Annotated in this window: 24 protein-coding genes; 11 read left to right on the top strand and 13 right to left on the bottom strand. The window is 53.7% G+C overall.

The features are described from left to right. The first annotated feature begins 61 nt into the window (after positions 1-61). From rplM to sspB, 4 genes are all read left to right on the top strand, one after another. The gene (gene rplM / locus JKP81_RS15095) at positions 62-490 is read left to right on the top strand and encodes a 50S ribosomal protein L13 (RefSeq protein WP_004868222.1); all 429 of its coding nucleotides are present in this window, start codon (positions 62-64) and stop codon (positions 488-490) included. A 15-nt stretch (positions 491-505) separates the two neighbouring features. Then, complete coding sequence (rpsI, locus tag JKP81_RS15090; protein WP_000829818.1) at positions 506-898, top strand: 30S ribosomal protein S9; 393 nt, start codon at positions 506-508, stop codon at positions 896-898. A gap of 313 nt (positions 899-1211) precedes the next feature. After that, on the top strand, positions 1212-1850 hold the full coding sequence (sspA, locus tag JKP81_RS15085) for a stringent starvation protein SspA (protein ID WP_017457310.1): 639 nt from the start codon (positions 1212-1214) through the stop codon (positions 1848-1850). Between the two features lie 4 nt (positions 1851-1854). Then, a complete protein-coding gene (sspB, locus tag JKP81_RS15080) occupies positions 1855-2358 on the top strand; it encodes a ClpXP protease specificity-enhancing factor (protein WP_175273260.1) in 504 nt (167 codons plus the stop codon). A gap of 96 nt (positions 2359-2454) precedes the next feature. On the opposite strand, the gene JKP81_RS15075 is transcribed toward sspB, so the two are convergent. Next, positions 2455-3873: a glutamate synthase small subunit gene (locus JKP81_RS15075; protein ID WP_200552365.1), complete on the bottom strand. Its 1419-nt coding sequence runs from the start codon at positions 3871-3873 to the stop codon at positions 2455-2457. 9 nt (positions 3874-3882) lie between these two features. Next, positions 3883-8343, bottom strand: coding sequence for a glutamate synthase large subunit (gene gltB, locus JKP81_RS15070; RefSeq protein WP_200552364.1), 4461 nt, complete (start codon positions 8341-8343; stop codon positions 3883-3885). A 670-nt stretch (positions 8344-9013) separates the two neighbouring features. Here gltB and JKP81_RS15065 point away from each other — a divergent pair. From JKP81_RS15065 to mtgA, 4 genes are all read left to right on the top strand, one after another. Beyond that, on the top strand, positions 9014-9940 hold the full coding sequence (locus JKP81_RS15065; RefSeq protein ID WP_200552363.1) for a TIGR01212 family radical SAM protein: 927 nt from the start codon (positions 9014-9016) through the stop codon (positions 9938-9940). Between the two features lie 101 nt (positions 9941-10041). Further along, positions 10042-12378, top strand: a complete 2337-nt coding sequence (arcB, locus tag JKP81_RS15060; RefSeq protein ID WP_200552362.1) for an aerobic respiration two-component sensor histidine kinase ArcB — start codon at positions 10042-10044, stop codon at positions 12376-12378. A gap of 235 nt (positions 12379-12613) precedes the next feature. Beyond that, positions 12614-13267 carry an isoprenoid biosynthesis glyoxalase ElbB gene (gene elbB, locus JKP81_RS15055; RefSeq protein ID WP_200552361.1) on the top strand — a complete coding sequence of 218 codons (654 nt, stop codon included), beginning with the start codon at positions 12614-12616 and terminating at the stop codon, positions 13265-13267. Continuing rightward, positions 13264-13995 (top strand): monofunctional biosynthetic peptidoglycan transglycosylase, encoded by a 732-nt coding sequence (mtgA, locus tag JKP81_RS15050; protein ID WP_200552360.1) that lies wholly within the window; start codon positions 13264-13266, stop codon positions 13993-13995. Before elbB ends, mtgA begins: the two co-directional genes overlap by 4 nt. Position 13996: 1 nt before the next feature. On the opposite strand, the gene npr is transcribed toward mtgA, so the two are convergent. From npr to JKP81_RS14995, 11 genes are all read right to left on the bottom strand, one after another. Beyond that, positions 13997-14269, bottom strand: a complete 273-nt coding sequence (gene npr, locus JKP81_RS15045; RefSeq protein ID WP_007369893.1) for a PTS phosphocarrier protein NPr — start codon at positions 14267-14269, stop codon at positions 13997-13999. Next, entirely contained in the window at positions 14266-15120 is an 855-nt protein-coding gene (gene rapZ / locus JKP81_RS15040) for an RNase adapter RapZ (RefSeq protein ID WP_017457318.1), read from the bottom strand. Before rapZ ends, npr begins: the two co-directional genes overlap by 4 nt. Positions 15121-15165: 45 nt before the next feature. Next, positions 15166-15657 carry a PTS IIA-like nitrogen regulatory protein PtsN gene (gene ptsN, locus JKP81_RS15035; protein ID WP_017457319.1) on the bottom strand — a complete coding sequence of 164 codons (492 nt, stop codon included), beginning with the start codon at positions 15655-15657 and terminating at the stop codon, positions 15166-15168. A gap of 81 nt (positions 15658-15738) precedes the next feature. Then, positions 15739-16026 carry a ribosome hibernation promoting factor gene (gene hpf, locus JKP81_RS15030; RefSeq protein ID WP_017457320.1) on the bottom strand — a complete coding sequence of 96 codons (288 nt, stop codon included), beginning with the start codon at positions 16024-16026 and terminating at the stop codon, positions 15739-15741. A gap of 22 nt (positions 16027-16048) precedes the next feature. Next, positions 16049-17482, bottom strand: a complete 1434-nt coding sequence (rpoN, locus tag JKP81_RS15025) for an RNA polymerase factor sigma-54 (RefSeq protein ID WP_017457321.1) — start codon at positions 17480-17482, stop codon at positions 16049-16051. A 48-nt stretch (positions 17483-17530) separates the two neighbouring features. Beyond that, positions 17531-18256 carry an LPS export ABC transporter ATP-binding protein gene (gene lptB / locus JKP81_RS15020; protein WP_017457322.1) on the bottom strand — a complete coding sequence of 242 codons (726 nt, stop codon included), beginning with the start codon at positions 18254-18256 and terminating at the stop codon, positions 17531-17533. A gap of 6 nt (positions 18257-18262) precedes the next feature. Continuing rightward, a complete protein-coding gene (gene lptA / locus JKP81_RS15015) occupies positions 18263-18823 on the bottom strand; it encodes a lipopolysaccharide ABC transporter substrate-binding protein LptA (RefSeq protein ID WP_017457323.1) in 561 nt (186 codons plus the stop codon). Continuing rightward, positions 18792-19367 (bottom strand): LPS export ABC transporter periplasmic protein LptC, encoded by a 576-nt coding sequence (gene lptC, locus JKP81_RS15010; RefSeq protein WP_200552359.1) that lies wholly within the window; start codon positions 19365-19367, stop codon positions 18792-18794. Before lptC ends, lptA begins: the two co-directional genes overlap by 32 nt. Then, positions 19364-19930 carry a 3-deoxy-manno-octulosonate-8-phosphatase KdsC gene (gene kdsC, locus JKP81_RS15005; RefSeq protein ID WP_200552358.1) on the bottom strand — a complete coding sequence of 189 codons (567 nt, stop codon included), beginning with the start codon at positions 19928-19930 and terminating at the stop codon, positions 19364-19366. The genes lptC and kdsC overlap by 4 nt, the downstream gene beginning before the upstream one ends. Positions 19931-19944: 14 nt before the next feature. Then, complete coding sequence (gene kdsD / locus JKP81_RS15000) at positions 19945-20931, bottom strand: arabinose-5-phosphate isomerase KdsD (RefSeq protein WP_017457326.1); 987 nt, start codon at positions 20929-20931, stop codon at positions 19945-19947. A gap of 13 nt (positions 20932-20944) precedes the next feature. Next, positions 20945-21919 (bottom strand): calcium/sodium antiporter, encoded by a 975-nt coding sequence (locus JKP81_RS14995; RefSeq protein WP_200552357.1) that lies wholly within the window; start codon positions 21917-21919, stop codon positions 20945-20947. Between the two features lie 229 nt (positions 21920-22148). Here JKP81_RS14995 and mlaF point away from each other — a divergent pair, with 229 nt between their 5' ends. The 3 genes from mlaF to mlaD are packed head-to-tail and all read left to right on the top strand — an operon-like array spanning position 22149 to position 24307. Further along, a complete protein-coding gene (mlaF, locus tag JKP81_RS14990; RefSeq protein WP_017457328.1) occupies positions 22149-22961 on the top strand; it encodes a phospholipid ABC transporter ATP-binding protein MlaF in 813 nt (270 codons plus the stop codon). 7 nt (positions 22962-22968) lie between these two features. Continuing rightward, positions 22969-23751 carry a lipid asymmetry maintenance ABC transporter permease subunit MlaE gene (mlaE, locus tag JKP81_RS14985; RefSeq protein ID WP_017457329.1) on the top strand — a complete coding sequence of 261 codons (783 nt, stop codon included), beginning with the start codon at positions 22969-22971 and terminating at the stop codon, positions 23749-23751. Positions 23752-23755: 4 nt separating this feature from the next. After that, a complete protein-coding gene (gene mlaD, locus JKP81_RS14980) occupies positions 23756-24307 on the top strand; it encodes an outer membrane lipid asymmetry maintenance protein MlaD (protein ID WP_017457330.1) in 552 nt (183 codons plus the stop codon). The last annotated feature ends 16 nt before the right edge of the window (positions 24308-24323 follow it).

Genomic DNA, 24323 nt, shown 5'->3' with positions numbered 1-24323 from the left:
TCAACTGACTAAACGTTTGGGTGTTCACCAACGTGTAACTAATTATTTGGGTAAGCTTTTAATGAAAACTTTTACAGCTAAACCAGAAACCGTAAAACGCGACTGGTATGTTGTTGACGCGACCGGTAAAACTCTGGGCCGTCTGGCTTCCGAACTGGCTCGTCGCCTGCGCGGTAAGCATAAAGCGGAATACACTCCGCACGTTGATACGGGTGATTACATCATCGTTCTGAACGCAGAAAAAGTTGCTGTAACCGGCAACAAGCGCGAAGACAAAATGTATTACCACCACACCGGCCACATCGGTGGTATCAAAGAAGCGACCTTTGAAGAGATGATTGCTCGCCGTCCTGAGCGTGTGATTGAAATCGCGGTTAAAGGCATGCTGCCAAAAGGCCCGCTGGGTCGTGCTATGTACCGTAAACTGAAAGTTTACGCTGGCAACGAGCACAACCACGCGGCACAGCAACCGCAAGTTCTTGACATCTAATCGGGATTATAGGCAATGGCTGAAAATCAATACTACGGCACTGGTCGCCGCAAAAGCTCCGCCGCTCGCGTGTTTATCAAACCGGGCAACGGTAAAATCGTAATCAACCAGCGTTCGCTGGAACAGTACTTTGGTCGTGAAACTGCCCGCATGGTAGTTCGTCAGCCGCTGGAACTGGTCGACATGGTTGAAAAATTGGACCTGTACATCACCGTTAAAGGTGGTGGTATCTCCGGTCAGGCTGGTGCGATCCGTCACGGTATCACCCGCGCTCTGATGGAGTACGACGAGTCCCTGCGTTCCGAACTGCGTAAAGCTGGCTTCGTCACTCGTGACGCGCGTCAGGTTGAACGTAAAAAAGTCGGTCTGCGCAAAGCACGTCGTCGTCCGCAGTTCTCCAAACGTTAATTGGTTTCTGCTTCGGCAGAACGATTGGCGAAAAAACCCGGTGCGAACCGGGTTTTTTTATGGATAAAGATCGTGTTATCCACAGCAATCCATTGATTATCTCTTCTTTTTCAGCATTTCCAGAATCCCCTCACCACAAAGCCCGCAAAATCTGGTAAACTATCATCCAATTTTCTGCCCAAATGGCTGGGATTGTTCATTTTTTGTTTGCCTTACAACGAGAGTGACAGTACGCGCGGGTAGTTAACTCAACATCTGACCGGTCGAGTAAGTCCGGTAGCAGTAAATTCTGAATATATACCTGGAGGTTTTCATGGCTGTCGCTGCCAACAAACGTTCGGTAATGACGCTGTTTTCTGGTCCTGTGGACATCTATAGCCATCAGGTCCGTATCGTGCTGGCCGAAAAAGGTGTCAGCTTCGAAATTGAGCACGTGGAAAAGGATAATCCTCCTCAGGATCTGATTGACCTCAACCCGAATCAAAGCGTACCGACACTTGTAGATCGTGAACTCACCCTGTGGGAATCACGCATTATTATGGAATATCTGGACGAGCGTTTCCCGCACCCGCCGTTAATGCCGGTTTACCCGGTGGCGCGCGGTGAGAGCCGTCTGTACATGCATCGTATTGAGAAGGACTGGTATTCGCTGATGAATACCATCCAGAACAGCAGTGGCGCACAGGCGGACGCGGCGCGTAAACAGCTGCGTGAAGAGCTGTTGGCGATTGGTCCGCTGTTCACCCAGAAGCCTTACTTCCTGAACGACGAGTTCAGCCTGGTTGACTGCTACCTCGCACCGCTGCTGTGGCGTCTGCCGGTACTGGGTATCGAACTGAGCGGTGCCGGTGCGAAAGAGCTGAAAGGGTATATGACGCGCGTTTTCGAACGTGATTCCTTCCTTGCCTCTCTGACAGAAGCCGAGCGCGAAATGCGCCTGGGCCGGGGTTAATTGCATGGATTTGTCACAACTGTCTCCACGCCGTCCGTATTTACTGCGGGCCTTCTACGAATGGCTGCTGGATAACCAGCTTACGCCGCATCTGGTTGTTGATGTGACGTTGCCGGGCGTACGCGTGCCGATGGAGTATGCGCGTGACGGGCAGATCGTGTTGAACATTGCGCCGCGTGCGGTCGGCAACCTGGAACTGGCGAATGACGAAGTGCGTTTCAACGCGCGCTTCGGCGGCGTTCCGCGTCAGGTTGAAGTGCCAATGGCTGCCGTGCTGGCGGTTTATGCCCGTGAAAACGGTGCCGGTACGATGTTTGAACCGGAAGCCGCGTACGATGAAGAGGTCGTCAGCCTGAACGATGACGACAATACTTCTGCGCAGGAAAACGAGACGGTGATGTCGGTTATCGACGGTGATAAACCCGATCACGAAGACGATCACGATAACAGCCCTGATGACGATCCGCCGCCGCGCGGTGGGCGTCCATCGCTGCGTGTGGTGAAGTAACCTGAAAAGCAGAACCTGACGGTTCTGCTTTTTTTTGCGTGTAAAATGCGCATAAAAAAGGAGGCCGAAGCCTCCTTTTTGGTCGCTACATAGATATTACACTTCGAGGTAGTTCAGGATGCCGTCTGCCGCCTTACGGCCTTCGGCAATCGCCGTTACCACCAAATCGGAGCCACGCACGATATCGCCGCCGGCAAAGATTTTTGGATTACTGGTCTGGAACGCATTTTCGCTGCCTTCTGGCGCAATCACACGGCCCTGCGAATCCAGCTCAACGCTGTGTTTCGCCAGCCACTCCATGCTGTGCGGGCGGAAACCAAATGCCATAACAACCGCGTCGGCCGGAACCACATGTTCAGAACCAGCAACGATTTCCGCACGACGACGACCTTTTGCATCCGGCGCGCCCATTTCGGTGCGTGCCATCTTCACGCCACACACTTTACCGTTTGCATTGATTTCAACGCCGAGCGGCTGCACGTTAAACTGGAATTCGACGCCTTCTTCACGCGCGTTTTTCACTTCGCGTTTCGAACCTGGCATGTTCTCTTCGTCACGGCGATAGGCACAGATAACATGCGTCGCGCCCTGGCGCACTGACGTACGCACACAGTCCATCGCGGTATCGCCACCGCCAAGCACTACAACACGTTTGCCTTCCATGCTGACATACGGTTCTTCCGGCGTTTCGCCGAAACCCATGATCTGCTTGGTGTTGGCGATGAGGAACGGCAGTGCATCGAATACGCCGTTTGCGTCTTCATTTTCCAGCCCGCCGCGCATCGACTGATAAGTCCCGACACCAAGGAACACCGCATCGTACTCTTGCAGCAGCTCGTCAATCTGCACGTCGCGACCCACTTCGGTGTTGAGTTTGAACTCAATACCCATACCGGTGAAAATTTCACGACGACGGGTCATCACCTCTTTTTCCAGCTTAAAGGCCGGAATACCGAAGGTCAGCAGGCCGCCGATCTCCGGGTGACGATCGAACACCACCGCTTTCACGCCGTTACGGGTCAGTACATCGGCACAGGCCAGGCCTGCCGGGCCTGCACCAATAATCGCCACGCGTTTATCGGTCTGTTTCACGCCGGTCAAATCCGGGCGCCAGCCCATTTCGAACGCTTTATCATTGATATAGCGTTCAATGTTGCCGATGGTTACCGCGCCAAACTCGTCGTTTAGCGTACAGGAGCCTTCACACAACCGGTCTTGCGGGCAAACGCGGCCACACACTTCCGGCAGGGTGTTGGTCTGATGCGACAGCTCAGCCGCTTCAAAAATACGCCCCTCATTTGCCAGTTTCAGCCAGTTCGGGATGTAGTTATGGACCGGGCATTTCCACTCACAGTAAGGGTTGCCGCAAGAGAGGCAGCGATCTGCCTGTGCTTTAGCCTGGCCTTCTGAAAACGGCTCATAGATTTCAACAAATTCAATTTTACGGATCTTCAGCGCTTTCTTCGGCGGATCAACGCGCTGCAAGTCGATAAACTGGTATACGTTCTGACTCATTGCTACCCCTTACTGCGCCTGCACACGCAGCTCTGCTGCGCTACGACTACGGTGACCCAACAGTGCTTTCACATCGCTGGACTTCGGCTTAACCAGCGCGAATTTGCTGGAGAAGGCTGGCCAGTTCGCCAGGATCTCTTCGCCGCGCTGCGAACCGGTATGCTGCACATGCTCGGTGATAAGGCCACGCAGGTGCTCTTCGTGGATGGCGAGGTCATCGACGCTCAGTACTTCCACCAGCTCCGGGTTCACGCGTTTACGGAATTCACCATCTTCATCCAGCACATAGGCGAAGCCGCCTGTCATCCCCGCACCAAAGTTAACGCCGGTTCTACCTAACACGCAGACGATGCCGCCGGTCATGTATTCACAGCCGTTATCACCGATACCTTCCACCACGGTGATTGCGCCGGAGTTACGTACCGCGAAACGCTCACCCGCACGGCCTGCAGCATACAGACGACCGCCGGTTGCGCCATACAGGCAGGTGTTACCAATAATGCTCGCTTCGTGGCTGCGGAAAGCAGAACCAACCGGTGGACGTACCGCCAGCAAGCCGCCAGCCATACCTTTACCCACGTAGTCGTTAGCGTCGCCAGTCAGATACAGCTCAACGCCACCTGCGTTCCACACGCCGAAGCTCTGGCCAGCGGTGCCGCTAAAGTGCGCTTTGATCGGATCTGCCGCCAGCCCCTGGTCGCCATGTGATTGCGCGATATAACCTGATAACAACGCGCCGACGGAACGGTCAGTATTGCGAATATCGAACCAGAAGGTTTTGCTCTGCTTCTCATCGACAAACGGTTTCGCCTGTTGCAGCAACTGCGCATTCAGCACGCCATTATCAAACGGCGGGTTGTGCTCAGTGCAGTACAGCGCTTTACCCGGGTGCGGTTCTGCCGTCTCCAGCAGTTTCGACAGATCCAGTTTTTGCTGCTTGGCGGTAAAGCCATCCAGCTCTTTGAGCAGATCGGTGCGGCCAATCAAATCCACCAGACGTTTCACGCCCAGTTGTGCCATCAGCTCGCGGGTTTCACGGGCGATAAATTCAAAGTAGTTGGTCACTTTGAACGGCAAACCGTGATAATGGTTTTTACGCAGCTTCTCATCCTGGGTTGCAACACCCGTCGCGCAGTTGTTCAGGTGACAAATTCGCAGATATTTACAGCCCAGCGCCACCATCGGGCCGGTACCGAAACCAAAGCTTTCCGCACCCAGAATCGCCGCTTTGATGATGTCCTGGCCGGTTTTCAGACCGCCATCCACCTGCAAACGGATTTTATGACGCAGACCGTTAGCCACCAGCGCCTGTTGGGTTTCTACCAGGCCAAGCTCCCACGGACAACCGGCATATTTCACCGAAGATAGCGGGCTTGCGCCGGTGCCACCGTCATAACCGGCGATAGTGATAAGATCCGCGTAGGCTTTCGCCACGCCGGTCGCGATGGTGCCAACGCCCGGTTCGGAAACCAGTTTGACGGAGATCATCGCTTTCGGGTTGACCTGTTTCAGGTCGAAAATCAGCTGCGCCAGATCTTCGATAGAGTAAATATCGTGGTGCGGCGGCGGAGAGATCAGCGTAACGCCAGGCACGGAATAACGCAGTTTAGCGATGTACGGCGTGACTTTATCACCCGGTAACTGACCGCCTTCGCCAGGTTTTGCCCCCTGAGCCACTTTGATCTGAATAACATCCGCGTTGACCAGGTACGCAGGCGTAACGCCGAAACGACCAGAGGCCACCTGTTTAATGCGCGACACTTTATTGGTGCCGTAACGCGCCGGATCTTCGCCGCCTTCACCGGAGTTGGAGAAGCCGCCGAGGCTGTTCATCGCTTCCGCCAGCGCTTCGTGCGCTTCCGGGCTCAGTGCGCCGATGGACATTGCCGCAGTATCGAAGCGTTTAAACAGCTCCGTCGCCGGTTCAACATCTTTCAGGCTCACCGCTTCGCCATTCGGCGTAATCGCCAGCAGATCGCGCAGCGTTGCCGCCGGGCGCTCGTTCACCAGCTTCGCGTATTGCTGATAATCGCTGTATTCGCCGCTCTGTACCGCTTGTTGCAGCGTGCGCACCACATCCGGGTTGTACGCATGGTACTCGCCGCCATGGACATATTTCAGCAAACCGCCTTGCTCCAGCGGCTTACGCGCCAGCCATGCGCGTTTTGAGAGGTTCAGCAGATCCTGCTGGAAGTCAGCAAATCCGGCTCCGCCGATACGGCTGACCACGCCCTGGAAGCACAGATCGGAGACGTCATCGTGCAGGCCGACGGCTTCAAACAGTTTCGAACAGCGATAAGAGGCGATAGTCGAAATGCCCATTTTGGACATGATCTTATACAGCCCTTTGTTGATGCCGTTACGGTAGTTCAGCATCACCGTGCGGTAATCTTTTTCGATGGCTTTGCTGTCTACCAGTTTCGCCAGCGTTTCATAGGCCAGGTACGGGTAGATTGCCGTCGCGCCGAAGCCCAGCAGCACCGCAAAGTGGTGCGGATCACGCGCACTTGCGGTTTCGACAATAATGTTGGCGTCGCAGCGCAGGCTCTTATCCACCAGGCGAGTTTGAATCGCACCAACGGCCATCGGTGCCGGAACCGGCAGACGGTTTTTGGCGATATTACGGTCAGAGAGCACCAGCAGAACCGTGCCGTTACGCACCATCTGCTCGGCTTTATCGCACAGCGCTTTGATGGTCTCTTCCAGCGTGGTTTCGGTGACGTCAAAGGTGATATCGAGCGTATCGGCGCGATAGTGTTCCTCTTCCATTGTCGTTAGCTGTTTGAAATCAGAGAACAGCAGGATCGGCGATTTAAAGCTCAAACGATGCGCCTGGCCTTCCGCTTCGCAGAAGACATTCATCTCGCGGCCAATGCTGGTCGCCAGCGACATCACGTGCGCTTCACGCAGCGGATCGATAGGCGGGTTGGTAACCTGCGCGAACTGCTGGCGGAAGTAGTCATAAATGATGCGCGGCTGGCTGGAGAGCACGGCAAATGGCGTGTCATCGCCCATTGAGCCGACCGCTTCCTGGCCGTTTTCACCCAGCACACGAATTACCGAATCCAGCTCTTCGAAGCTGTAGTTAAACTGTTTCTGGTAGCTTGTCAGCAGGTCATCGTCCATTTCGCGCGTGCCGACTTCTTCATCCGGCAGGTCTTCGAATGGCACCAGGCGGCGAACGTTTTTCTCCATCCACTCTTTGTACGGGTGGCGGCTTTTCAGATCGTCATCGGTTTCGGCGGAGTGCAGAATGCGCCCGCCGCGAGTATCGATAACCATCAGCTCGCCAGGGCCTACACGGCCTTTTTCGACCACTTCGTCCGGCTGATAATCCCAAATCCCCACTTCAGAGGCGCAGGTGATCAGCTTGTCTTTGGTGATGACATAACGCGCCGGGCGCAGGCCGTTGCGGTCGAGGTTACACGCGGCGAAACGACCATCGGACATCACGATGCCCGCCGGGCCGTCCCACGGCTCCATATGCATGGAGTTAAAGTCAAAGAAGCTGCGCAGATCCGGATCCATCTCCGGGTTGTTCTGCCATGCTGGCGGCACCAGTAAACGCATGGCGCGTACAATATCCATCCCGCCCGCCAGCAGCAGTTCGAGCATATTATCCATTGAGCTGGAGTCGGAGCCGGTTTCATTGACGAATGGCGCGGCATCATGCAGATCGGGGATCAACGGCGTCTGGAATTTGTAAGTACGTGCACGCGCCCACTGGCGGTTACCGGTAATGGTGTTGATTTCACCGTTATGTGCCAGGTAGCGGAATGGTTGTGCCAGCGGCCAGCGCGGTACGGTGTTGGTGGAGAAGCGTTGGTGGAACAGGCAAATGGCTGATTCCAGACGCAGATCCGCCAGATCCAGGTAGAAGCGCGGCAGATCCGCCGGCATACACAGACCTTTATAGATGTTCACCAGATTCGAGAGGCTACATACGTAGAACTCTTTATCTTCCTGCAGGCGCTTTTCGATGCGGCGACGGGCGATAAACAGACGGCGCTCCATATCGCGCGGACGCCAGCCCGCAGGGGCGTTAACAAAAATTTGCTCAATACGAGGCAGCGAGGAGAGGGCGATTTCACCGAGTACCCCTTCGTTGGTTGGCACATCGCGCCAGCCGACAATCGACAGGGTTTCACGTTGAAGTTCTTCTTCTACAATACGGCGCGACGCGCTGGCTTTTTCGGGATCCTGGTTCAGGAACAACATACCAACGGCGTAGTTTTTGGCTAAGCGCCAGCCGCGTTCTTCCGCAACGATACGGAAAAAACGATCGGGTTTTTGCAGCAGCAGGCCACAACCGTCACCGGTTTTGCCGTCGGCGAGAATCGCGCCGCGGTGCTGCATTCGGGCCAGTGCGTGAATAGCGGTACGCACTACCTTGTGGCTAGGTTCGCCTTCTATGTGGGCGATCAGGCCGAAACCACAGTTATCTCTCTCAAGAGATTTATCGTACAACATATCAGTGAACCTCCCCAGGCTCTACGAGAGCCCCTCCAGAACGTTACGCACAGGCACAAAAAGAGCATGGCGACGGGGCAATTGCCTCGCATGTCGCCCTCTTTAATTTCCTTTTCGCATCGATACACAAGTGTTGAGGACTTGCTTAAGAGGGAATCTCAATTACTGCATAAATATGATGAGCAGACTGCTCATCCAGAAAGCTTCCAGCGGATTCCCAAGTTATCGGGAATCCGTACACAGGTCAAATGCCGAGCTTATTTATACAAAAATGTGCTAAAAAATGTTTATTGCGTTGATAAATAAGGTTATTTAATGATTTTTACATTCAATAAACGCGTTACTAAGCGGCAGCCGAGTGTGATCTGACTCACTATCTAAAAGCGCTGTTTCTGATGTTCTATTCTGAGTGGGGTTTTAATGGCAGATTTTTATTCTGCTATGTACGTCAGAGTTGCATAAACACACTGTTTTTCACGCGTGATAGTATTTCTGCAAAATAACGCAGCGACATAAGGAAAAGTAATCGTCTTAAGGATGAATGAAATTGCGATTATATTGACTGATTATGCAATGAATAAAAGCCTTCCAGGGCGATTGATCCAGGTCATCGCCGACGAAAGCTAAAAGTGGCAGGCTACGCCCTTTTATTCGGGCGGCCTCTCAGATTATGCAGTTACAGAAATTAGTCAATATGTTTGGTGGGGATCTTGCCCGCCGCTATGGCGAAAAAGTCCATAAACTGACCTTACATGGCGGTTTTAGCTGCCCTAACCGTGATGGCACCATTGGTCGCGGCGGTTGCACTTTCTGTAATGTCGCCTCTTTTGCCGATGAAGCGCAGCAGCATCAATCCATTGCCGCACAGCTTGCTCACCAGGCGCAGTTGGTGAACCGCGCCCGGCGTTATCTCGCCTATTTTCAGGCGTACACCAGCACCTGGGCAGAAGTGCAGGTGCTGCGTGCGATGTACCAGCAGGCGGTCAGCCAGGCGAATATTGTCGGCTTGTGTGTGGGAACACGCCCGGACTGCGTCCCTGAAGCCGTGCTGGATTTGTTGTGCGAATACCGCGAGCAAGGTTATGAAGTGTGGCTGGAGCTGGGTTTGCAGACCGCGCATGATAAAACGTTGCATCGTATCAATCGTGGGCACGACTTCGCCTGTTATCAACACACGACGCGGCAAGCCCGCGAACGCGGCCTGAAAGTCTGCGCTCATCTTATCGTCGGATTACCCGGCGAGCGCCACGTGGAGTGCCTGGAGACGATACAGCGCGTTGTAGAGACCGGCGTCGACGGCATCAAGTTACATCCTTTACATATCGTGAAAGGCAGCATTATGGCGAAGGCGTGGGAAGCGGGGCGCCTCAATGGAATAGAACTGGAAGAGTACACCGTGATTGCCGGCGAAATGATTCGCCATACGCCGCCGGAGGTGATTTTCCACCGAGTTTCCGCCAGCGCACGCCGCCCGACACTGCTTGCCCCGCTGTGGTGTGAAAACCGCTGGACGGGAATGGTCGAGCTGGATCGCTACCTCAAAGAGCAGGGCGGGCAAGGTTCTGCGCTGGGGCGTTGCTGGCAATTACCTGTCTGATCTCATCGCGAAACGCTAATCACCTCTGCATTTTTCGCACAAGCTTCAACGCCTTGCTCATAATTGAGTATTATTGAGCGGAATTGTTCGAGGAAATCTCTATGAAGCAAATCCGTTTACTGGCGCAATATTACGTCGACCTGATGATGAAGCTGGGTCTGGTGCGTTTTTCCATGCTGCTTGCTTTGGCGCTAGTGGTGCTGGCAATCGTGGTGCAGATGGCCGTTACCATGGTGTTGCAGGGGAAAGTGGAAAACATTGATGTTATCCGCTCCATCTTTTTTGGCTTGCTGATCACGCCATGGGCGGTCTATTTCCTGTCGGTGGTGGTTGAGCAGCTCGAAGAGTCGCGCCAGCGTTTGTCGCGGCTGGTCGAGAAACTGGAAGAGATGCGCGATCGCGACCTGAAGCTCAATGTGCAGTTGAAAGACAATATTGCCAAGCTTAACCAGGAGATCAGCGACCGCGAGAAAGCGGAAGCCGAGCGCCAGGAAACCTTTGAAAAACTCAAAATAGAGATGCAGGAGCGTGAGCAGACGCAAATCCAGCTCGAGCAGCAATCTTCTTTTTTGCGTTCCTTCCTCGACGCTTCGCCGGATCTTGTGTTCTATCGCAATGAAGACAAAGAGTTCTCCGGTTGTAACCGGGCGATGGAGCTGCTGACCGGTAAGAGCGAGAAACAGCTTATTCACCTCAAACCGCAGGATGTCTACTCGCCGGAAGCGGCAGAAAAAGTGATCGAGACCGACGAAAAAGTTTTCCGTCACAACGTCTCTTTAACCTACGAACAGTGGCTGGATTACCCGGACGGCCGCAAAGCCTGTTTCGAGATCCGCAAAGTCCCGTATTACGATCGCGTCGGTAAACGCCATGGGCTGATGGGCTTTGGTCGCGATATCACCGAGCGTAAACGCTACCAGGACGCGCTGGAGCGCGCCAGCCGGGATAAGACCACCTTTATTTCCACCATCAGCCACGAGCTGCGTACGCCGCTGAATGGCATTGTTGGGTTAAGCCGTATTCTGCTGGATACCGATTTAACGCAAGAGCAGGAAAAATACCTGAAGACGATCCATGTCTCCGCCGTAACGCTCGGCAATATTTTCAACGATATTATCGACATGGATAAGATGGAGCGGCGCAAAGTCCAGTTGGATAATCAACCGCTTGATTTCACCAGTTTCCTGGCCGATCTGGAAAACCTGTCTGCCCTGCAGGCGCACCAGAAAGGGTTGCGCTTTGTCCTTGATCCAACGTTGCCGCTGCCGCATCAGGTGGTTACGGACGGTACGCGTTTGCGCCAGATCCTGTGGAACCTTATCAGCAACGCGGTCAAATTTACCCGTGAAGGGCAGGTCGTGGTGCGCGTGCGTTATGACGAAGGCGATATGCTGCACTTTGAAGTGCAGGATTCCGGGATCGGTATTCCCCGCGATGAGCAGGATAAAATTTTCGCCATGTATTACCAGGTGAAAGATAGCCACGGCGGTAAACCGGCGACAGGAACTGGCATTGGCCTGGCCGTTTCGCGCCGCCTGGCGAAAAACATGGGCGGCGACATTACCGTCAGCAGTGAGCCTGGGGCGGGTTCGATATTTACCTTGACCATTCACGCTCCGGCGGTGGCGGAAGAAGTTGAAGACGCGTTTGAAGATGATGATATGCCGCTTCCGGCGTTGCATGTGCTGCTGGTGGAAGATATCGAGCTGAACGTGATTGTCGCGCGCTCGGTGCTGGAAAAACTGGGCAGCAGCGTGGATGTCGCCATGACCGGCACTGCTGCGCTGGAGATGTTCACGCCGGGTGAATACGATTTGGTGTTGCTGGATATTCAGTTGCCGGATATGACCGGGCTGGATATTTCGCGAGAGTTGACCCGCCGTTACGCGCGTGAGGATTTACCGCCGCTGGTGGCACTTACCGCCAACGTACTGAAAGATAAACAGGAATACCTCGATGCGGGCATGGATGATGTATTAAGCAAACCGCTGGCAGTCCCGGCATTAACTGCCATGATTAAAAAGTTCTGGGACGCGAGTGAAAGTGAGGAGGAGCCAGTGACAACCATGGACAACAGCAAAGTACAAACCCTGCTTGATACCGCCATGCTTGAGCAGTATATCGAGCTGGTCGGGCCGAAATTGATTACTGACGGGCTGGACGTGTTTGAAAAAATGATGCCGGGGTATTTGAGCGTGCTTGAATCAAACCTGACCGCGCGCGACCAAAAAGGAATTGTGGAAGAGGGCCATAAAATTAAAGGCGCCGCAGGTTCTGTCGGGCTGCGCCATCTGCAACAGCTTGGCCAGCAGATTCAGTCTCCCGATCTTCCTGCCTGGTGGGACAATGTTGGCGACTGGGTGGAAGAGATGAAGCAGGAGTGGCGCAACGATGTGGCGGTGTTAAAAGCCTGGGTGGCGGACGCTGGAAAAAAATGACCCCGGATTAACCGGGGTGCGCGAATACTGCGCCAACACCAGGGAAATCGTGGCTGCGCCGTAATTGAGTTATTGTTATTTTTTGCAAGGGCGTAGCCTGAAAAAATTCGACCACACGCACATAAGATAGCAAATCTTAAATGATTTGTTACATCAATCAGTGAAATGTGTGAAGCAAGGCTCCCTTATCAAAATTTTTAATTATCGTCAGTACGTTGCATAAAGGATGAGCAAAATGAAAAAAGTCGGCGTGATTCTCAGTGGCGCAGGTGTGTATGACGGTTCGGAGATTCATGAAGCGGTGATTACGCTGCTAGCAATTGCCCGTCATGGTGCGCAGGCGGTCTGTTTCGCTCCCGATAAATGGCAAAGCGATGTGGTAAACCATTCGACGGGCGAGACGCTGGCTGAGCGCCGTAATGTACTGATTGAATCCGCCCGTATTGCCCGTGGCAATGTCCAGCCGTTATCGCTGGCATCTGCAAACGATCTGGATGCGCTGATTGTTCCGGGTGGTTTTGGCGCGGCGAAAAACCTCAGTGATTTTGCCAGCCTCGGCAGTGAATGCACCGTTGACAGCAGCCTGAAAACGCTGGCGCTGGAAATGCACAAAGCAGGTAAACCGCTCGGTTTTATGTGCATCGCACCGGCGATGTTGCCGAAAATTTTCGATTTTCCCCTACGCCTGACAATCGGCACGGATATTGATACCGCCGAAGTGCTGGAAGAGATGGGCGCTGAGCATGTGCCTTGTCCGGTCGACGATATTGTTGTCGATGAGGAGCACAAAGTGGTGACGACGCCGGCGTATATGCTGGCGGAGAACATCGCGCAGGCCGCCTCCGGTATCGAAAAGCTGGTGGCGCGCGTACTGGTGCTGACCGAATGAGGAAATGGTTTCGTGGCCCGCTGAAATCCAACTTAAAGCGCATTGCTCTGCGGATTCTGTGCGTTCTGGCGCTCTTCTGGGGAGGCGGCATTGTGCTGTTCAGCTTCCTGCCGGTGCCTTTTTCCGCCGTGATGGTTGAACGCCAACTGAGCGCGTGGTTTAGCGGTGACTTTGGCTATGTCGCGCACTCCGACTGGGTTGGTATGGATGATATTTCGCCGTGGATGGCACTGGCGGTGGTGGCCGCTGAAGATCAGCGTTTTCCCGATCACTGGGGGCTGGATTTTAGCGCCATTGAGAAAGCGCTCTCGCATAACGAGCGCCATGAGAACCGTATTCGCGGTGCATCGACGATTTCACAGCAGACGGTGAAAAACCTGTTGCTGTGGGATGGAAAAAGCTGGGTGCGCAAAGGGCTGGAAGCAGGGCTGACGCTTGGGATGGAAACGGTGTGGACCAAGCGGCGGATCCTGACCGTTTATCTTAATATTGCGGAATTTGGCGATGGAGTGTTCGGCGTTGAGGAAGCATCGCAGCGCTATTTCCATAAACCGGCGAGCCGCTTAACCATGTCGGAAGCGGCGCTACTGGCCGCCGTATTGCCAAACCCGATCCGTTTTCAGGCCGCCGCGCCATCTGGCTATGTACGCAGCCGTCAGGCATGGATCCTGCGCCAGATGCGGCAGCTAGGCGGGGAAGATTTCCTGGAGCGCAACAAGCTGTACTGAATTAATCTTCATCAAACCCGGCGTTAAACAGCGCAATCACTGCCGCCAGCGCTTCTTCTTCCTGCGGGCCGCTGGCCTCCACTTCAATTTGCCGACCTTTTGCCGAATCGAGCATCAGCAGCGCAATCACGCTGCTGGCTTCGGCTTCGGTGCCTTCATCGTTGCGCAGCAGCACTTCCGCATCGAAGCCCTGTACCAGTTCAAACAGTTTCATGGCCGGGCGCGCATGCATTCCCAGCTTATTGGTGATCTCAACGGTTTGTTTTACGGTCATGTTTTGCGTTTTTCCAGCGTACGGTGACGGGATTGAACGTTCTTACCGCGCGAGCGGAAATAATCCGCCAGTTGTTCGGCGACATAGACGGAGCGGTGTTTACCACCGGTACAACCGATGGCTACGGTCAGATAACTACGGTTGTTGGTCTCCAGCATCGGTAGCCACAACTCGAGATAACTACGCGTCTGATAGATAAAATTGTGCACTTCCGTATGTCTGTCGAGGAACGCCGCGACGGGTTTATCGAGGCCGGTCATCGGGCGCAATTTAGGATCCCAGTGCGGGTTCGGCAGGAAACGAACGTCAAAGACGTAATCTGCATCGATAGGAATGCCGTGCTTGAAACCGAAGGATTCGAAAACCATGGTCAGTTCACGTTCGCGCTTACCTAACAGGCGCGTACGCAGCATTTCGGCCAGCTCATGCACCGACATTTCCGAGGTATCGACAATCAGATCCGCACGGGAACGCAGCGGTTCCAGCAAGTTACTCTCTTCGTCAATCGCGCTTTCAAGCGACAGATTTTTACTGGAAAGCGGATGCAGGCGGCGCGTATCGCTGTAACGGCGGATCAGCGTGTTTCGATCGGCATCAAGAAACAATAACTGCGGTGAAAAGGCGTCCGGCAGATTGCTCATCGCCTGTTCAAAAATTTCCGGCGACTCCGGCATATTTCGCACATCAATACTGACGGCTGCGGAAGTCTGGCGCTCGGCAAGCGTCTGCGCCAGCTCCGGCAGCAGCACGACCGGCAGGTTGTCGACGCAATAAAAACCCATATCTTCCAGGGCGCGCAGAGCGACGGATTTCCCTGAACCCGAACGACCACTGACGATCATCAGGACCATGAACCATTTCTCCTCAGTACGACTGATAAAAAGGTTTCCTTCCCGTTACGCATCGTCGCTTTCACCTTCCGTCTGCGTGATGATTTGATACAGCTCTTCATCACTTTGCGCGCTGCGCAGGCGCCGGCAGATGGTTTTATCCGCCAGTCTTTTGGCGACCAGCGAGAGCGTATGCAGATGCGTTTTGGTTTGATCCGCTGGCACCAACAGGGCAAACAGCAGATCGACAGGCTGATTATCGATAGCGTCGAAGGCAATGGGCGTTTCGAGTTGCACAAAAACGCCAACGGCGCGAAGCGTGTCTTCTTCAAGCTTACCGTGAGGAATAGCGATACCGTTTCCAATGCCGGTGCTGCCCATTTTCTCGCGCGTAAGAATCGCTTCAAAGACGACTTGTGGCGGTAAGCCTAACTGTTTTGCCGCCAGTTCACTGATGATTTCCAGAGCACGTTTTTTACTCTGGCAGTGAACGCCGCTACGGGTACATTCCTGGTTAAGGACATTGCTCAATTGAAGAGCTGAATCGTTATTCATCATAATTTCACCTGAGCGACGCCAGAGCCAGCCACCCTACCGGGTTACGGTAGGGTGCAACGCGCCAGACGGACGCTCGGACAATTAGTGTTGTTTCAGTTTATCTTTATGCTTCGTGAGCTGCCGCGCCAGTTTATCAATCAAACCGTCAATAGCAGCGTACATATCCTGCCCTTCCGCACTAGCATGCAACTCGCCACCATTGACATGGAGCGTCGCATCCGAGGTGTGAGTCACTTTCTCCACTTTCAACACAATATAGACCTGATTGATCCTTTCGAAATACTGTTCAAGCTTGGCGAATTTCGTGGTCACAAATTCACGCAGAGCATCAGTGATCTCGACGTTTTGTCCTGTGATGTTAAGCTGCATAGTGTCTTCCTTATCGGTTGGGTCAAACCAGCTGTTTACGCTGATTCGACGGCGGAATGGATAAAGATTCTCGATACTTCGCAACGGTACGCCGCGCCACCATAATTCCTTGATCGGAAAGCAGGGTCGTCAGCTTACTGTCGCTCAGCGGTTTTGCAGGGTTTTCTGCGGCGATCAATTTCTTCACCAGTGCGCGAATAGCGGTAGAGGAGGCTTCGCCACCACCTTCGGTATTGACATGGCTGGAAAAGAAATACTTCAGCTCGAAAATGCCGCGAGGACTGTGCAGGTACTTCTGGGTCGTTACACGAGAAATCGTCGACTCGTGCATCTCGACGGCCTGGGCGATATCGGCCAGCACCATCGGTTTCATAAATTCTTCGCCTTGTTCAAAGAAGGCTTGCTGCTGCTCAACAATGCAGCGGCTAACGCGCAACAGCGTGTCGTTACGGCTCTCCAGACTTTTGATCAACCACTTCGCTTCCTGCAAGTTACTGCGGATGAACTGGTTGTCGGCATCGTTACGTGCGCCGCCGCCCATCGAGGCATAATGCTGGTTGATTTGCAGACGTGGAATGCTGTCGGAGTTCAGTTCCACCGTCCAGCGACCATTATGTTTGCGTACCAGAACATCCGGAATCACATATTCCGGTTCGCTGGTTTGGATCGACTGGCCCGGGCGCGGATCCAGAGACTGGATCAGATTTACTGCCTCTTTCAGCACCTCTTCTTTCAGACGCGTCACGCGCATCAGGGTGCGGAAATCGTGATTAGCGAGCAGATCCAAATGATCGCTAATGATAAGTCGGGCTTCTTCACACCACGGTGTCTCTTTGGCGAACTGCGAGAGCTGGATCAGCAGGCAATCGCGCAGATCCCGCGCGGCAACGCCAACGGGATCAAAGCGCTGAATGCGTTTAAGTACGGCCTCAACCTCATCAAGCCCCACGTCATCATTGCCCATGCTCTCCAGCACTTCTTCCAGCGAAACGGTGAGATAGCCTGTTTCGTCAACGGCATCGACAATGGACGTTGCGATAGCACGATCGGTGTCAGAGAAGGGCGTCAGCCCTACCTGCCACATCAGGTAATCCTGCAATGACTGCGTGGTTTCGCCCTGATAGATAGGCAATTCGTCGTCAATGTAGTCGTGGCTGCTGCCGGAAGGAGTACCTGCGGTGTAAATTTCATCCCAGCTGGCATCCAGCGGCAACTCATCCGGCATCTCTTTTTGTTCGAGAGCGTCGACGGTATCCAGACCGTCATTTTCCTGAACCTGCTGGCTATCGACTTCCTCATGAAGATCAGTTTGTTCCAGCAATGGATTACTCTCCAGCGCTTGCTGAAGTTCCTGCTGAAGTTCCAACGTGGACAACTGCAGCAGGCGGATGGCCTGTTGCAGTTGTGGCGTCATGGCTAGCTGTTGGCTGAGCCTTAGTTGCAAACCTTGCTTCATATTCAGAGCAGCACTCTCCGACAAAAAACGTCAATAAACCCTACCCTATCAGAGTCTGAAGTCTTCCCCAAGATACACGCGCTTAACGTGTTCGTCTTCAAGGATTTGCTGCGGTGTTCCGTGCGCAATGAGATGCCCCTGGCTGACGATATAAGCACGCTCACATACTGCCAGCGTTTCACGAACGTTATGGTCAGTAATCAGCACGCCCAGGCCGCTGTCACGCAGGTGTTCAATGATACGTTTGATATCGATAACGGAGATCGGGTCAACGCCGGCAAAGGGTTCATCCAGCAGGATAAATTTCGGATTCGCCGCCAGCGCGCGGGCAATTTCCACACGACGACGCTCGCCACCGGAGAGCGATTGCCCCATGTTGTCGCGCAGATGTTCAATGTGAAACTCTTCCATCAGCTCATTGGCGCGATCTTCGCGTTGCTCTGAGGTCAGGTCATCGCGGATTTGTAGGACGGCCATCAGGTTATCGTAGACGCTCAGGCGGCGAAAAATCGAGGCTTCCTGCGGAAGATAACCAATACCGCGGCGCGCACGTGCATGCAGCGGCAGCAAGCTGATGTCTTCATCATCAATAATGATGTTGCCCGCGTCACGCGACACAATACCTACCACCATATAAAAGGTGGTGGTTTTCCCTGCGCCGTTAGGGCCAAGCAGCCCGACGATTTCGCCAGAGTTGACGGTCAGACTGACATCCTCAACTACGCGGCGGCCTTTATAAGCCTTGGCGAGATTCTTTGCAGTTAATGTTGCCATAACGAATTAGTTACTCTTTTTTTGCGCCGGAGCCGGGGTTTGTTTGTTGCTCTTATCCTGCAACTGCGACGGAACCAGAACGGTGGTCACGCGTTTGCCTTTGTCGCTGAACGCCTGCATTTTCTGCTCTTTCACCAGATAAGTGATTTTGTCACCGGTGATATTGCTATCCAGCTGTTCCAGATAGGCGTTACCGGTCAGCACAACGAAATCTTTTTCCAGTTCGTAATGCATCTGCGAGGAGTGGCCCTTAACGGGTTTGCCATTGTCCTGCATTTGGTAAAAGGTCGCCGGGTTGCCGTAGCCGTCAATGATCTCTTTACCTTGCTGACCACCCGGACGGGTAACGACGACTTTGTCGGCATTAATTTTAATCGTCCCCTGGGTTACCACGACGTTACCGGTGAAGGTCACGACATTGCCCTGCATATCCAGCGACTGCTGATCGGAGTCGATATGGATAGGTTGATCGGTATCCCCGGTCACGGCGAGCGCCGGAAGCGCGGCGGCCAAAAGCGTGGTGGCCAATACAAGATTAAGGCTGCGTTTGTTTGTTTTGAATTTCATAGGAGCTTCTAACCTTTTCAATCAGCTCGGCGTTTTTGCTGCGTAAATTGCCGCGCATTTTCAGGCCGGTGGAATTAAATGTTGTACCGTACAACGTGACCTGATCATTCGAGGTAACATCCTGCGTTACCAGGTTAATCTGGGCGTTATCCGTGGTGATTTTTCGCAGCTGGGCGTCCGCCGTCAGCGCATTGACTTCAACATGTCCATAAAGATAAAGCATTTTGTCATCGGTCAGCTTCGCTTTGTCTGACTTTATCGACCAGGTTGGAACCTTATTCTCGTCGAATGTTGTCAGGACGGGCTGCGCGAACCAACTCACACCTTCAGCAGAAAAGTATTCCACGTTCTGCGCGATAAGCCGGTAGTTAAGTGCCCCTTCCGGGCTATAAACCACCGTATCCGTATGTTGGCTTTTGTAAGTCGGGTCGGCATTGTTGGTGGCGACCGGATTCGGATCATCCTGAGCCGTCAAGTTGATCCCTATCAGGATCAGTGCGGCCAGCGCCAGCAGAATGATGACCCAACGTCTGGTTTTACTCATATCGATTGCCCTTTGGCCTCATCCAGCTTGCCCTGCGCCAGCAACAACAAATCACAGACTTCACGAACAGCGCCCCGGCCGCCATTAATGCGCGTAACGTAATCCACGCGCGAAAGCAGCAGCGGATGGGCATCGGCAACGGCAACGCTCAAGCCAATTTCCGCCATCACTGGCCAGTCGATCAGATCATCACCCACATAAGCAACCTGCTCGGGGGTGAGCGCCAGTTTTGCCAGCAGCTCGCGGTAAGCGAGCTGTTTATCCGACTGACCTTGATACAAGTGCTTAATCTTTAGCGTTTCGCAGCGATCTTCCACTAGTTTAGCTTTTCGCCCGGTAATTATGGCAACCTCAATGTCGGAAGTGAGCGCACAGCGGATCCCGTAACCATCGCGCACATTAAATGCTTTCAGCTCTTCTCCGTTATTGCCCATATAGATGAGCCCATCGGATAACACGCCGTCCACGTCCAGAATCAACAGGCGTATTTTTTCCGCTTTCGCCATAACTTGCGTGCTTACCGGCCCATAACAGGTCGCAAGCGACGCGCCAGCATTACTCATTCTTATGTCCTTCTTTACACTACGCCAGCGCGCAGTAAATCGTGCATATGTAACACACCCAGCAACTGGTCGCCATCGGCCACCAACACGGAGGTAATGTGCCGGGATTGCATCAGATTCAGCGCATCCACTGCCAGTGTGTTGGGACGTACCCGAACACCGCCGGGCGTCATGACATCGGCAATACCCATGCTGCGGACATCGCCGCCCATATCGAACACGCGGCGTAAGTCACCGTCGGTAAAGATGCCTTCAATTTTCATCAAATCATCGCAGATAACCGTCATGCCCAGGTTCTTACGCGTGATTTCAAGCAGTGCATCACGCAGGCTGGCGTTTTTGCTGACATGGGGGATTTCGTCACCGGTATGCATGATGTCATTGACGCGCAGCAACAGTTTGCGGCCCAGTGCGCCGCCGGGATGCGATAAGGCGAAATCTTCCGCCGTAAAACCGCGCGCTTTCAGCAACGCGACTGCCAGCGCATCGCCCATTACCAGCGCCGCCGTGGTGCTGGAGGTGGGGGCCAGACCCAGCGGACAGGCTTCTTTCGGAACCTTAACGCATAAATGAATATCGGCGGCGCGCGCCATGCTGCTTTCTGGTCGGCTGGTCATGCAAATCAACGAAACTTTTAATCTCTTCAACACCGGGATCAGCGCGAGGATCTCGTTCGACTCCCCTGAATTTGACAGTGCAATGACCACATCTTGCGGGCTGACCATCCCAAGATCACCGTGGGCCGCTTCGCCCGGGTGCACAAAGAAAGAGGGGGTTCCGGTGCTGGCAAATGTGGCCGCCATTTTTCTACCGATATGGCCGGATTTGCCCATTCCCATCACCACCACTTTCCCGGCGCAATAGAACATTTTTTCGCACGCCTGCGTGAAGTCGGCGTTGATGTACTGATCCAGCTCTGCGAGGCCTTCACGTTCAATTTCCAGGACGTCTTTACCTGCTTGTTGAAAGTCAAAACCCGGCTGCAAATCTATTTGCGACATAATGCGTATCCGATTATCCAGTCAAAAGCGGCGACAGCCAGTAGAGCAGCGCCAGCCACACGATAAACCCACCGAACAACAGTGCGCCGACACCTCTGCTGATTTGCTTACGTCGCCAGCAAATCAGGGCAAAAAGGGCGCTGACCAGCAACATCACGCCATAATCACGCGTAAAGGCTATCGGGTTAAAGTCGCCCGGCGCAATCAGCGCGGGCAAACCCAGTACGAGAGCAATGTTAAAGATGTTTGAACCAATAATATTGCCAATGGCGATATCGTCTTCGCCTTTGCGCGCACCGGCAATCGCTGTCGCCAGTTCAGGCAGGCCAGTACCGATAGCAATAACCGTCAGGCCAATGGTCAACTCGCTGATAGCAAAGTAGTTCGCAACCACTGTCGCGTTATCCACCACCATACGTGTTGCCATTGGCATAATGATTAACGCTACGCCCAGCCAGAGGAACGCGACTGAGAGGCTGCCGTCTCGCGGTAACTCCGCCACCTGCTCTCGGGTGAGACTGTCGTTGCCCTGGCGTTCGGCCAGGCGGGCAATTTTAACAATGAACACCAGCCATAGCACGGCTAATAACAGTAAAATAATGCCGTCAAAGCGGCTGAGGTGCCCATTGTACAACACCACGCCTGCCAGCAGACTGGCTACCAAGGTTAACGGTAATTCGCGGCGCAGAATATCGGAATGTACGGTAAAAGGGTGTAAAAGCGCGGCGACGCCGAGGATCAACAAGATATTCGTGATGTTAGAGCCGATCGCCGTGCCGATAGCCAGATCCAACTGCCCATGCAGCGATGCGGCGACGGAAGTGATTATCTCAGGTAGTGAGGTACCGATGCTTACAACGGTCATGCCGATGATTAAAGGCGGCACACCGAATGTGCGGCAAAGGATCGAAGCAGCGAACACCAGACGATCGGCACTGTAGACCACTAAGAGTAAACCAATTATCAATAGCGCCGTCGCTAAAAGCATCTAACGTCCTTTCTTCAGGTATAATCCGCCGGCTCGCAGGCTGCCATGCCGGGTAAAACCGGGAGTTCCGCGTAGCGTAATGATTCCTAATTTTGACTTTATGCGGCTCAAAAGTAAAACAAATGCCAGCTTTCGCTAACCCCAGCAGGTAATATTCTGTAAAAATGTTGGGTTCGTGATGTTATCAAGCGTCATGCTTGTGGCCGACGAGGCTTATAAGGAAGAGGAAATGAGCCAGACTGTGGCGAATTTGGTCGATGTTCGTGGCGTCAGCTTCTCCCGCGGCAGCCGCCCAATCTTTGACAATATTTCACTGACGGTACCACGCGGTAAGATTACCGCCATTATGGGACCTTCAGGGATCGGCAAAACGACGCTCCTGCGTCTGATCGGTGGACAAATCCCGCCTGATAGCGGTGAGATTTTATTCGATGGCGAAAACGTGCCAGAGATGACCCGTTCGCGTCTGTTCACCGTGCGCAAAAGAATGAGCATGCTGTTTCAGTCTGGCGCGTTGTTTACGGATATGAACGTTTTTGACAATGTTGCCTATCCTTTGCGTGAGCACACTCTGTTGCCCGAGCCGTTGCTGCGAAGCACGGTGATGATGAAGCTAGAAGCAGTAGGGCTGCGCGGTGCAGCGGACTTAATGCCATCTGAACTCTCAGGCGGTATGGCACGACGCGCCGCGCTGGCGCGAGCGATCGCGCTGGAACCGGACCTGATCATGTTCGATGAACCCTTTGTAGGTCAGGACCCTATCACGATGGGCGTGCTGGTGAAGCTGATCTCCGAGCTGAATAGCGCGCTGGGTGTCACCTGTATTGTGGTTTCCCACGATGTTCCTGAAGTGCTGAGTATTGCTGATTACGCCTATATTGTGGCTGACAGGAAAATTGTCGCCCACGGTAGTGCGCAAGGGTTGCAAGAGAACAGCGATCCGCGCGTGCGTCAGTTCCTGGATGGCATTGCCGATGGCCCGGTTCCGTTCCGCTACCCTGCGGGTGATTATCAGACCGATTTATTAGAAACAGGGAGTTAAGACGCTCATGCTGCTAAATGCACTGGCATCGCTTGGGCACCGCGGGATCAAAACGATCGCGACGTTCGGGCGCGCCGGTTTGATGCTCTTTAATGCGGTGGTGGGAAAACCCGAATTCCGCAAACACGCGCCGCTGCTGGTTCGCCAGCTTTATAATGTCGGCGTACTGTCGATGCTCATTATTATTGTTTCCGGCGTGTTTATCGGTATGGTGCTCGGTCTGCAGGGTTACCTGGTGTTGACCACCTACAGCGCCGAAACCAGTCTTGGTATGCTGGTGGCGCTGTCGCTACTGCGCGAGTTGGGGCCGGTTGTCGCTGCGTTGCTGTTCGCAGGCCGGGCTGGTTCTGCCTTAACGGCTGAGATTGGCTTGATGCGCGCGACAGAGCAGCTGTCCAGCCTTGAAATGATGGCGGTCGATCCGCTGCGACGCGTGATTTCGCCGCGATTTTGGGCGGGAGTCATCTCGCTACCGCTGTTAACCATTATCTTTGTCGCCGTCGGTATTTGGGGCGGTTCGCTGGTTGGCGTTAACTGGAAAGGTATTGATACGGGCTTTTTCTGGACCGCGATGCAAAACGCCGTCGAATGGCGAATGGATCTGGTTAACTGTCTGATTAAAAGCGTTGTGTTTGCCATCACGGTGACCTGGATTGCGTTATTTAATGGTTATGATGCGATCCCGACTTCCGCCGGCATTAGCCGGGCGACAACACGCACCGTTGTGCACTCCTCGTTGGCCGTGCTTGGCCTTGATTTTGTGCTCACCGCACTGATGTTTGGGAATTGAGTTCATGCAAACGAAAAAAAGTGAAATTTGGGTCGGTGTTTTCCTTGTGCTGGCGCTGCTGGCTGGACTCTTCATCTGTTTAAAAGCGGCGGATGTCGCCTCTATGCGCACCGAGCCGACTTACCGTGTCTATGCCACCTTTGACAACATTGGCGGTCTGAAAGCACATTCGCCGGTAAGAATTGGCGGTGTGGTGATCGGGCGCGTTGCGGATATCTCTCTCGATCCCAAAACCTATCTGCCGCGTGTCGCGCTGGATATTGAAGAACGTTACAACCAGATCCCGGATACCAGCTCGCTGGCGATCCGCACTTCCGGGTTGTTAGGTGAGCAGTATCTGGCGCTGAACGTTGGCTTTGATGATCCTGAAATGGGGACTTCTATGCTTAAAGAAGGAAGCACCATTCAGGACACCAAGTCCGCCATCGTGCTTGAGGATCTTATCGGACAATTCCTTTACAACAGTAAAGGCGGTGACAATAAGAATTCAGGCGATGCGGCAGCCCATGATGCAGGGAATACTCAAGCCGCACCGTCTGCTGGTCAGACGAATTAACGAGGAGAATTGACGC

The organism is Kosakonia sp. LAM2021, from assembly GCF_016620385.1.
GTDB lineage: Bacteria > Pseudomonadota > Gammaproteobacteria > Enterobacterales > Enterobacteriaceae > Kosakonia > Kosakonia sacchari.
This window is presented reverse-complemented; position numbering and strand designations above follow the sequence as displayed.

Excerpts from the sequence above, each read along its gene's own strand:
- kdsD (WP_017457326.1), bottom strand. The coding sequence starts at position 20,931 with ATGTCGCAAATAGATTTGCAGCCGGGTTTTGACTTTCAACAAGCAGGT.
- JKP81_RS15075 (WP_200552365.1), bottom strand. The coding sequence starts at position 3,873 with ATGAGTCAGAACGTATACCAGTTTATCGACTTGCAGCGCGTTGATCCG.
- npr (WP_007369893.1), bottom strand. The coding sequence starts at position 14,269 with ATGACCGTAAAACAAACCGTTGAGATCACCAATAAGCTGGGAATGCAT.
- rplM (WP_004868222.1), top strand. The coding sequence starts at position 62 with ATGAAAACTTTTACAGCTAAACCAGAAACCGTAAAACGCGACTGGTAT.
- mlaD (WP_017457330.1), top strand. The coding sequence starts at position 23,756 with ATGCAAACGAAAAAAAGTGAAATTTGGGTCGGTGTTTTCCTTGTGCTG.
- lptA (WP_017457323.1), bottom strand. The coding sequence starts at position 18,823 with ATGAAATTCAAAACAAACAAACGCAGCCTTAATCTTGTATTGGCCACC.
- ptsN (WP_017457319.1), bottom strand. The coding sequence starts at position 15,657 with ATGATGAATAACGATTCAGCTCTTCAATTGAGCAATGTCCTTAACCAG.
- kdsC (WP_200552358.1), bottom strand. The coding sequence starts at position 19,930 with ATGAGTAATGCTGGCGCGTCGCTTGCGACCTGTTATGGGCCGGTAAGC.
- lptC (WP_200552359.1), bottom strand. The coding sequence starts at position 19,367 with ATGAGTAAAACCAGACGTTGGGTCATCATTCTGCTGGCGCTGGCCGCA.
- hpf (WP_017457320.1), bottom strand. The coding sequence starts at position 16,026 with ATGCAGCTTAACATCACAGGACAAAACGTCGAGATCACTGATGCTCTG.
- arcB (WP_200552362.1), top strand. The coding sequence starts at position 10,042 with ATGAAGCAAATCCGTTTACTGGCGCAATATTACGTCGACCTGATGATG.
- JKP81_RS15065 (WP_200552363.1), top strand. The coding sequence starts at position 9,014 with ATGCAGTTACAGAAATTAGTCAATATGTTTGGTGGGGATCTTGCCCGC.
- elbB (WP_200552361.1), top strand. The coding sequence starts at position 12,614 with ATGAAAAAAGTCGGCGTGATTCTCAGTGGCGCAGGTGTGTATGACGGT.
- gltB (WP_200552364.1), bottom strand. The coding sequence starts at position 8,343 with ATGTTGTACGATAAATCTCTTGAGAGAGATAACTGTGGTTTCGGCCTG.
- rpsI (WP_000829818.1), top strand. The coding sequence starts at position 506 with ATGGCTGAAAATCAATACTACGGCACTGGTCGCCGCAAAAGCTCCGCC.
- rapZ (WP_017457318.1), bottom strand. The coding sequence starts at position 15,120 with ATGGTCCTGATGATCGTCAGTGGTCGTTCGGGTTCAGGGAAATCCGTC.
- rpoN (WP_017457321.1), bottom strand. The coding sequence starts at position 17,482 with ATGAAGCAAGGTTTGCAACTAAGGCTCAGCCAACAGCTAGCCATGACG.
- JKP81_RS14995 (WP_200552357.1), bottom strand. The coding sequence starts at position 21,919 with ATGCTTTTAGCGACGGCGCTATTGATAATTGGTTTACTCTTAGTGGTC.
- sspA (WP_017457310.1), top strand. The coding sequence starts at position 1,212 with ATGGCTGTCGCTGCCAACAAACGTTCGGTAATGACGCTGTTTTCTGGT.
- lptB (WP_017457322.1), bottom strand. The coding sequence starts at position 18,256 with ATGGCAACATTAACTGCAAAGAATCTCGCCAAGGCTTATAAAGGCCGC.
- sspB (WP_175273260.1), top strand. The coding sequence starts at position 1,855 with ATGGATTTGTCACAACTGTCTCCACGCCGTCCGTATTTACTGCGGGCC.
- mtgA (WP_200552360.1), top strand. The coding sequence starts at position 13,264 with ATGAGGAAATGGTTTCGTGGCCCGCTGAAATCCAACTTAAAGCGCATT.
- mlaE (WP_017457329.1), top strand. The coding sequence starts at position 22,969 with ATGCTGCTAAATGCACTGGCATCGCTTGGGCACCGCGGGATCAAAACG.
- mlaF (WP_017457328.1), top strand. The coding sequence starts at position 22,149 with ATGAGCCAGACTGTGGCGAATTTGGTCGATGTTCGTGGCGTCAGCTTC.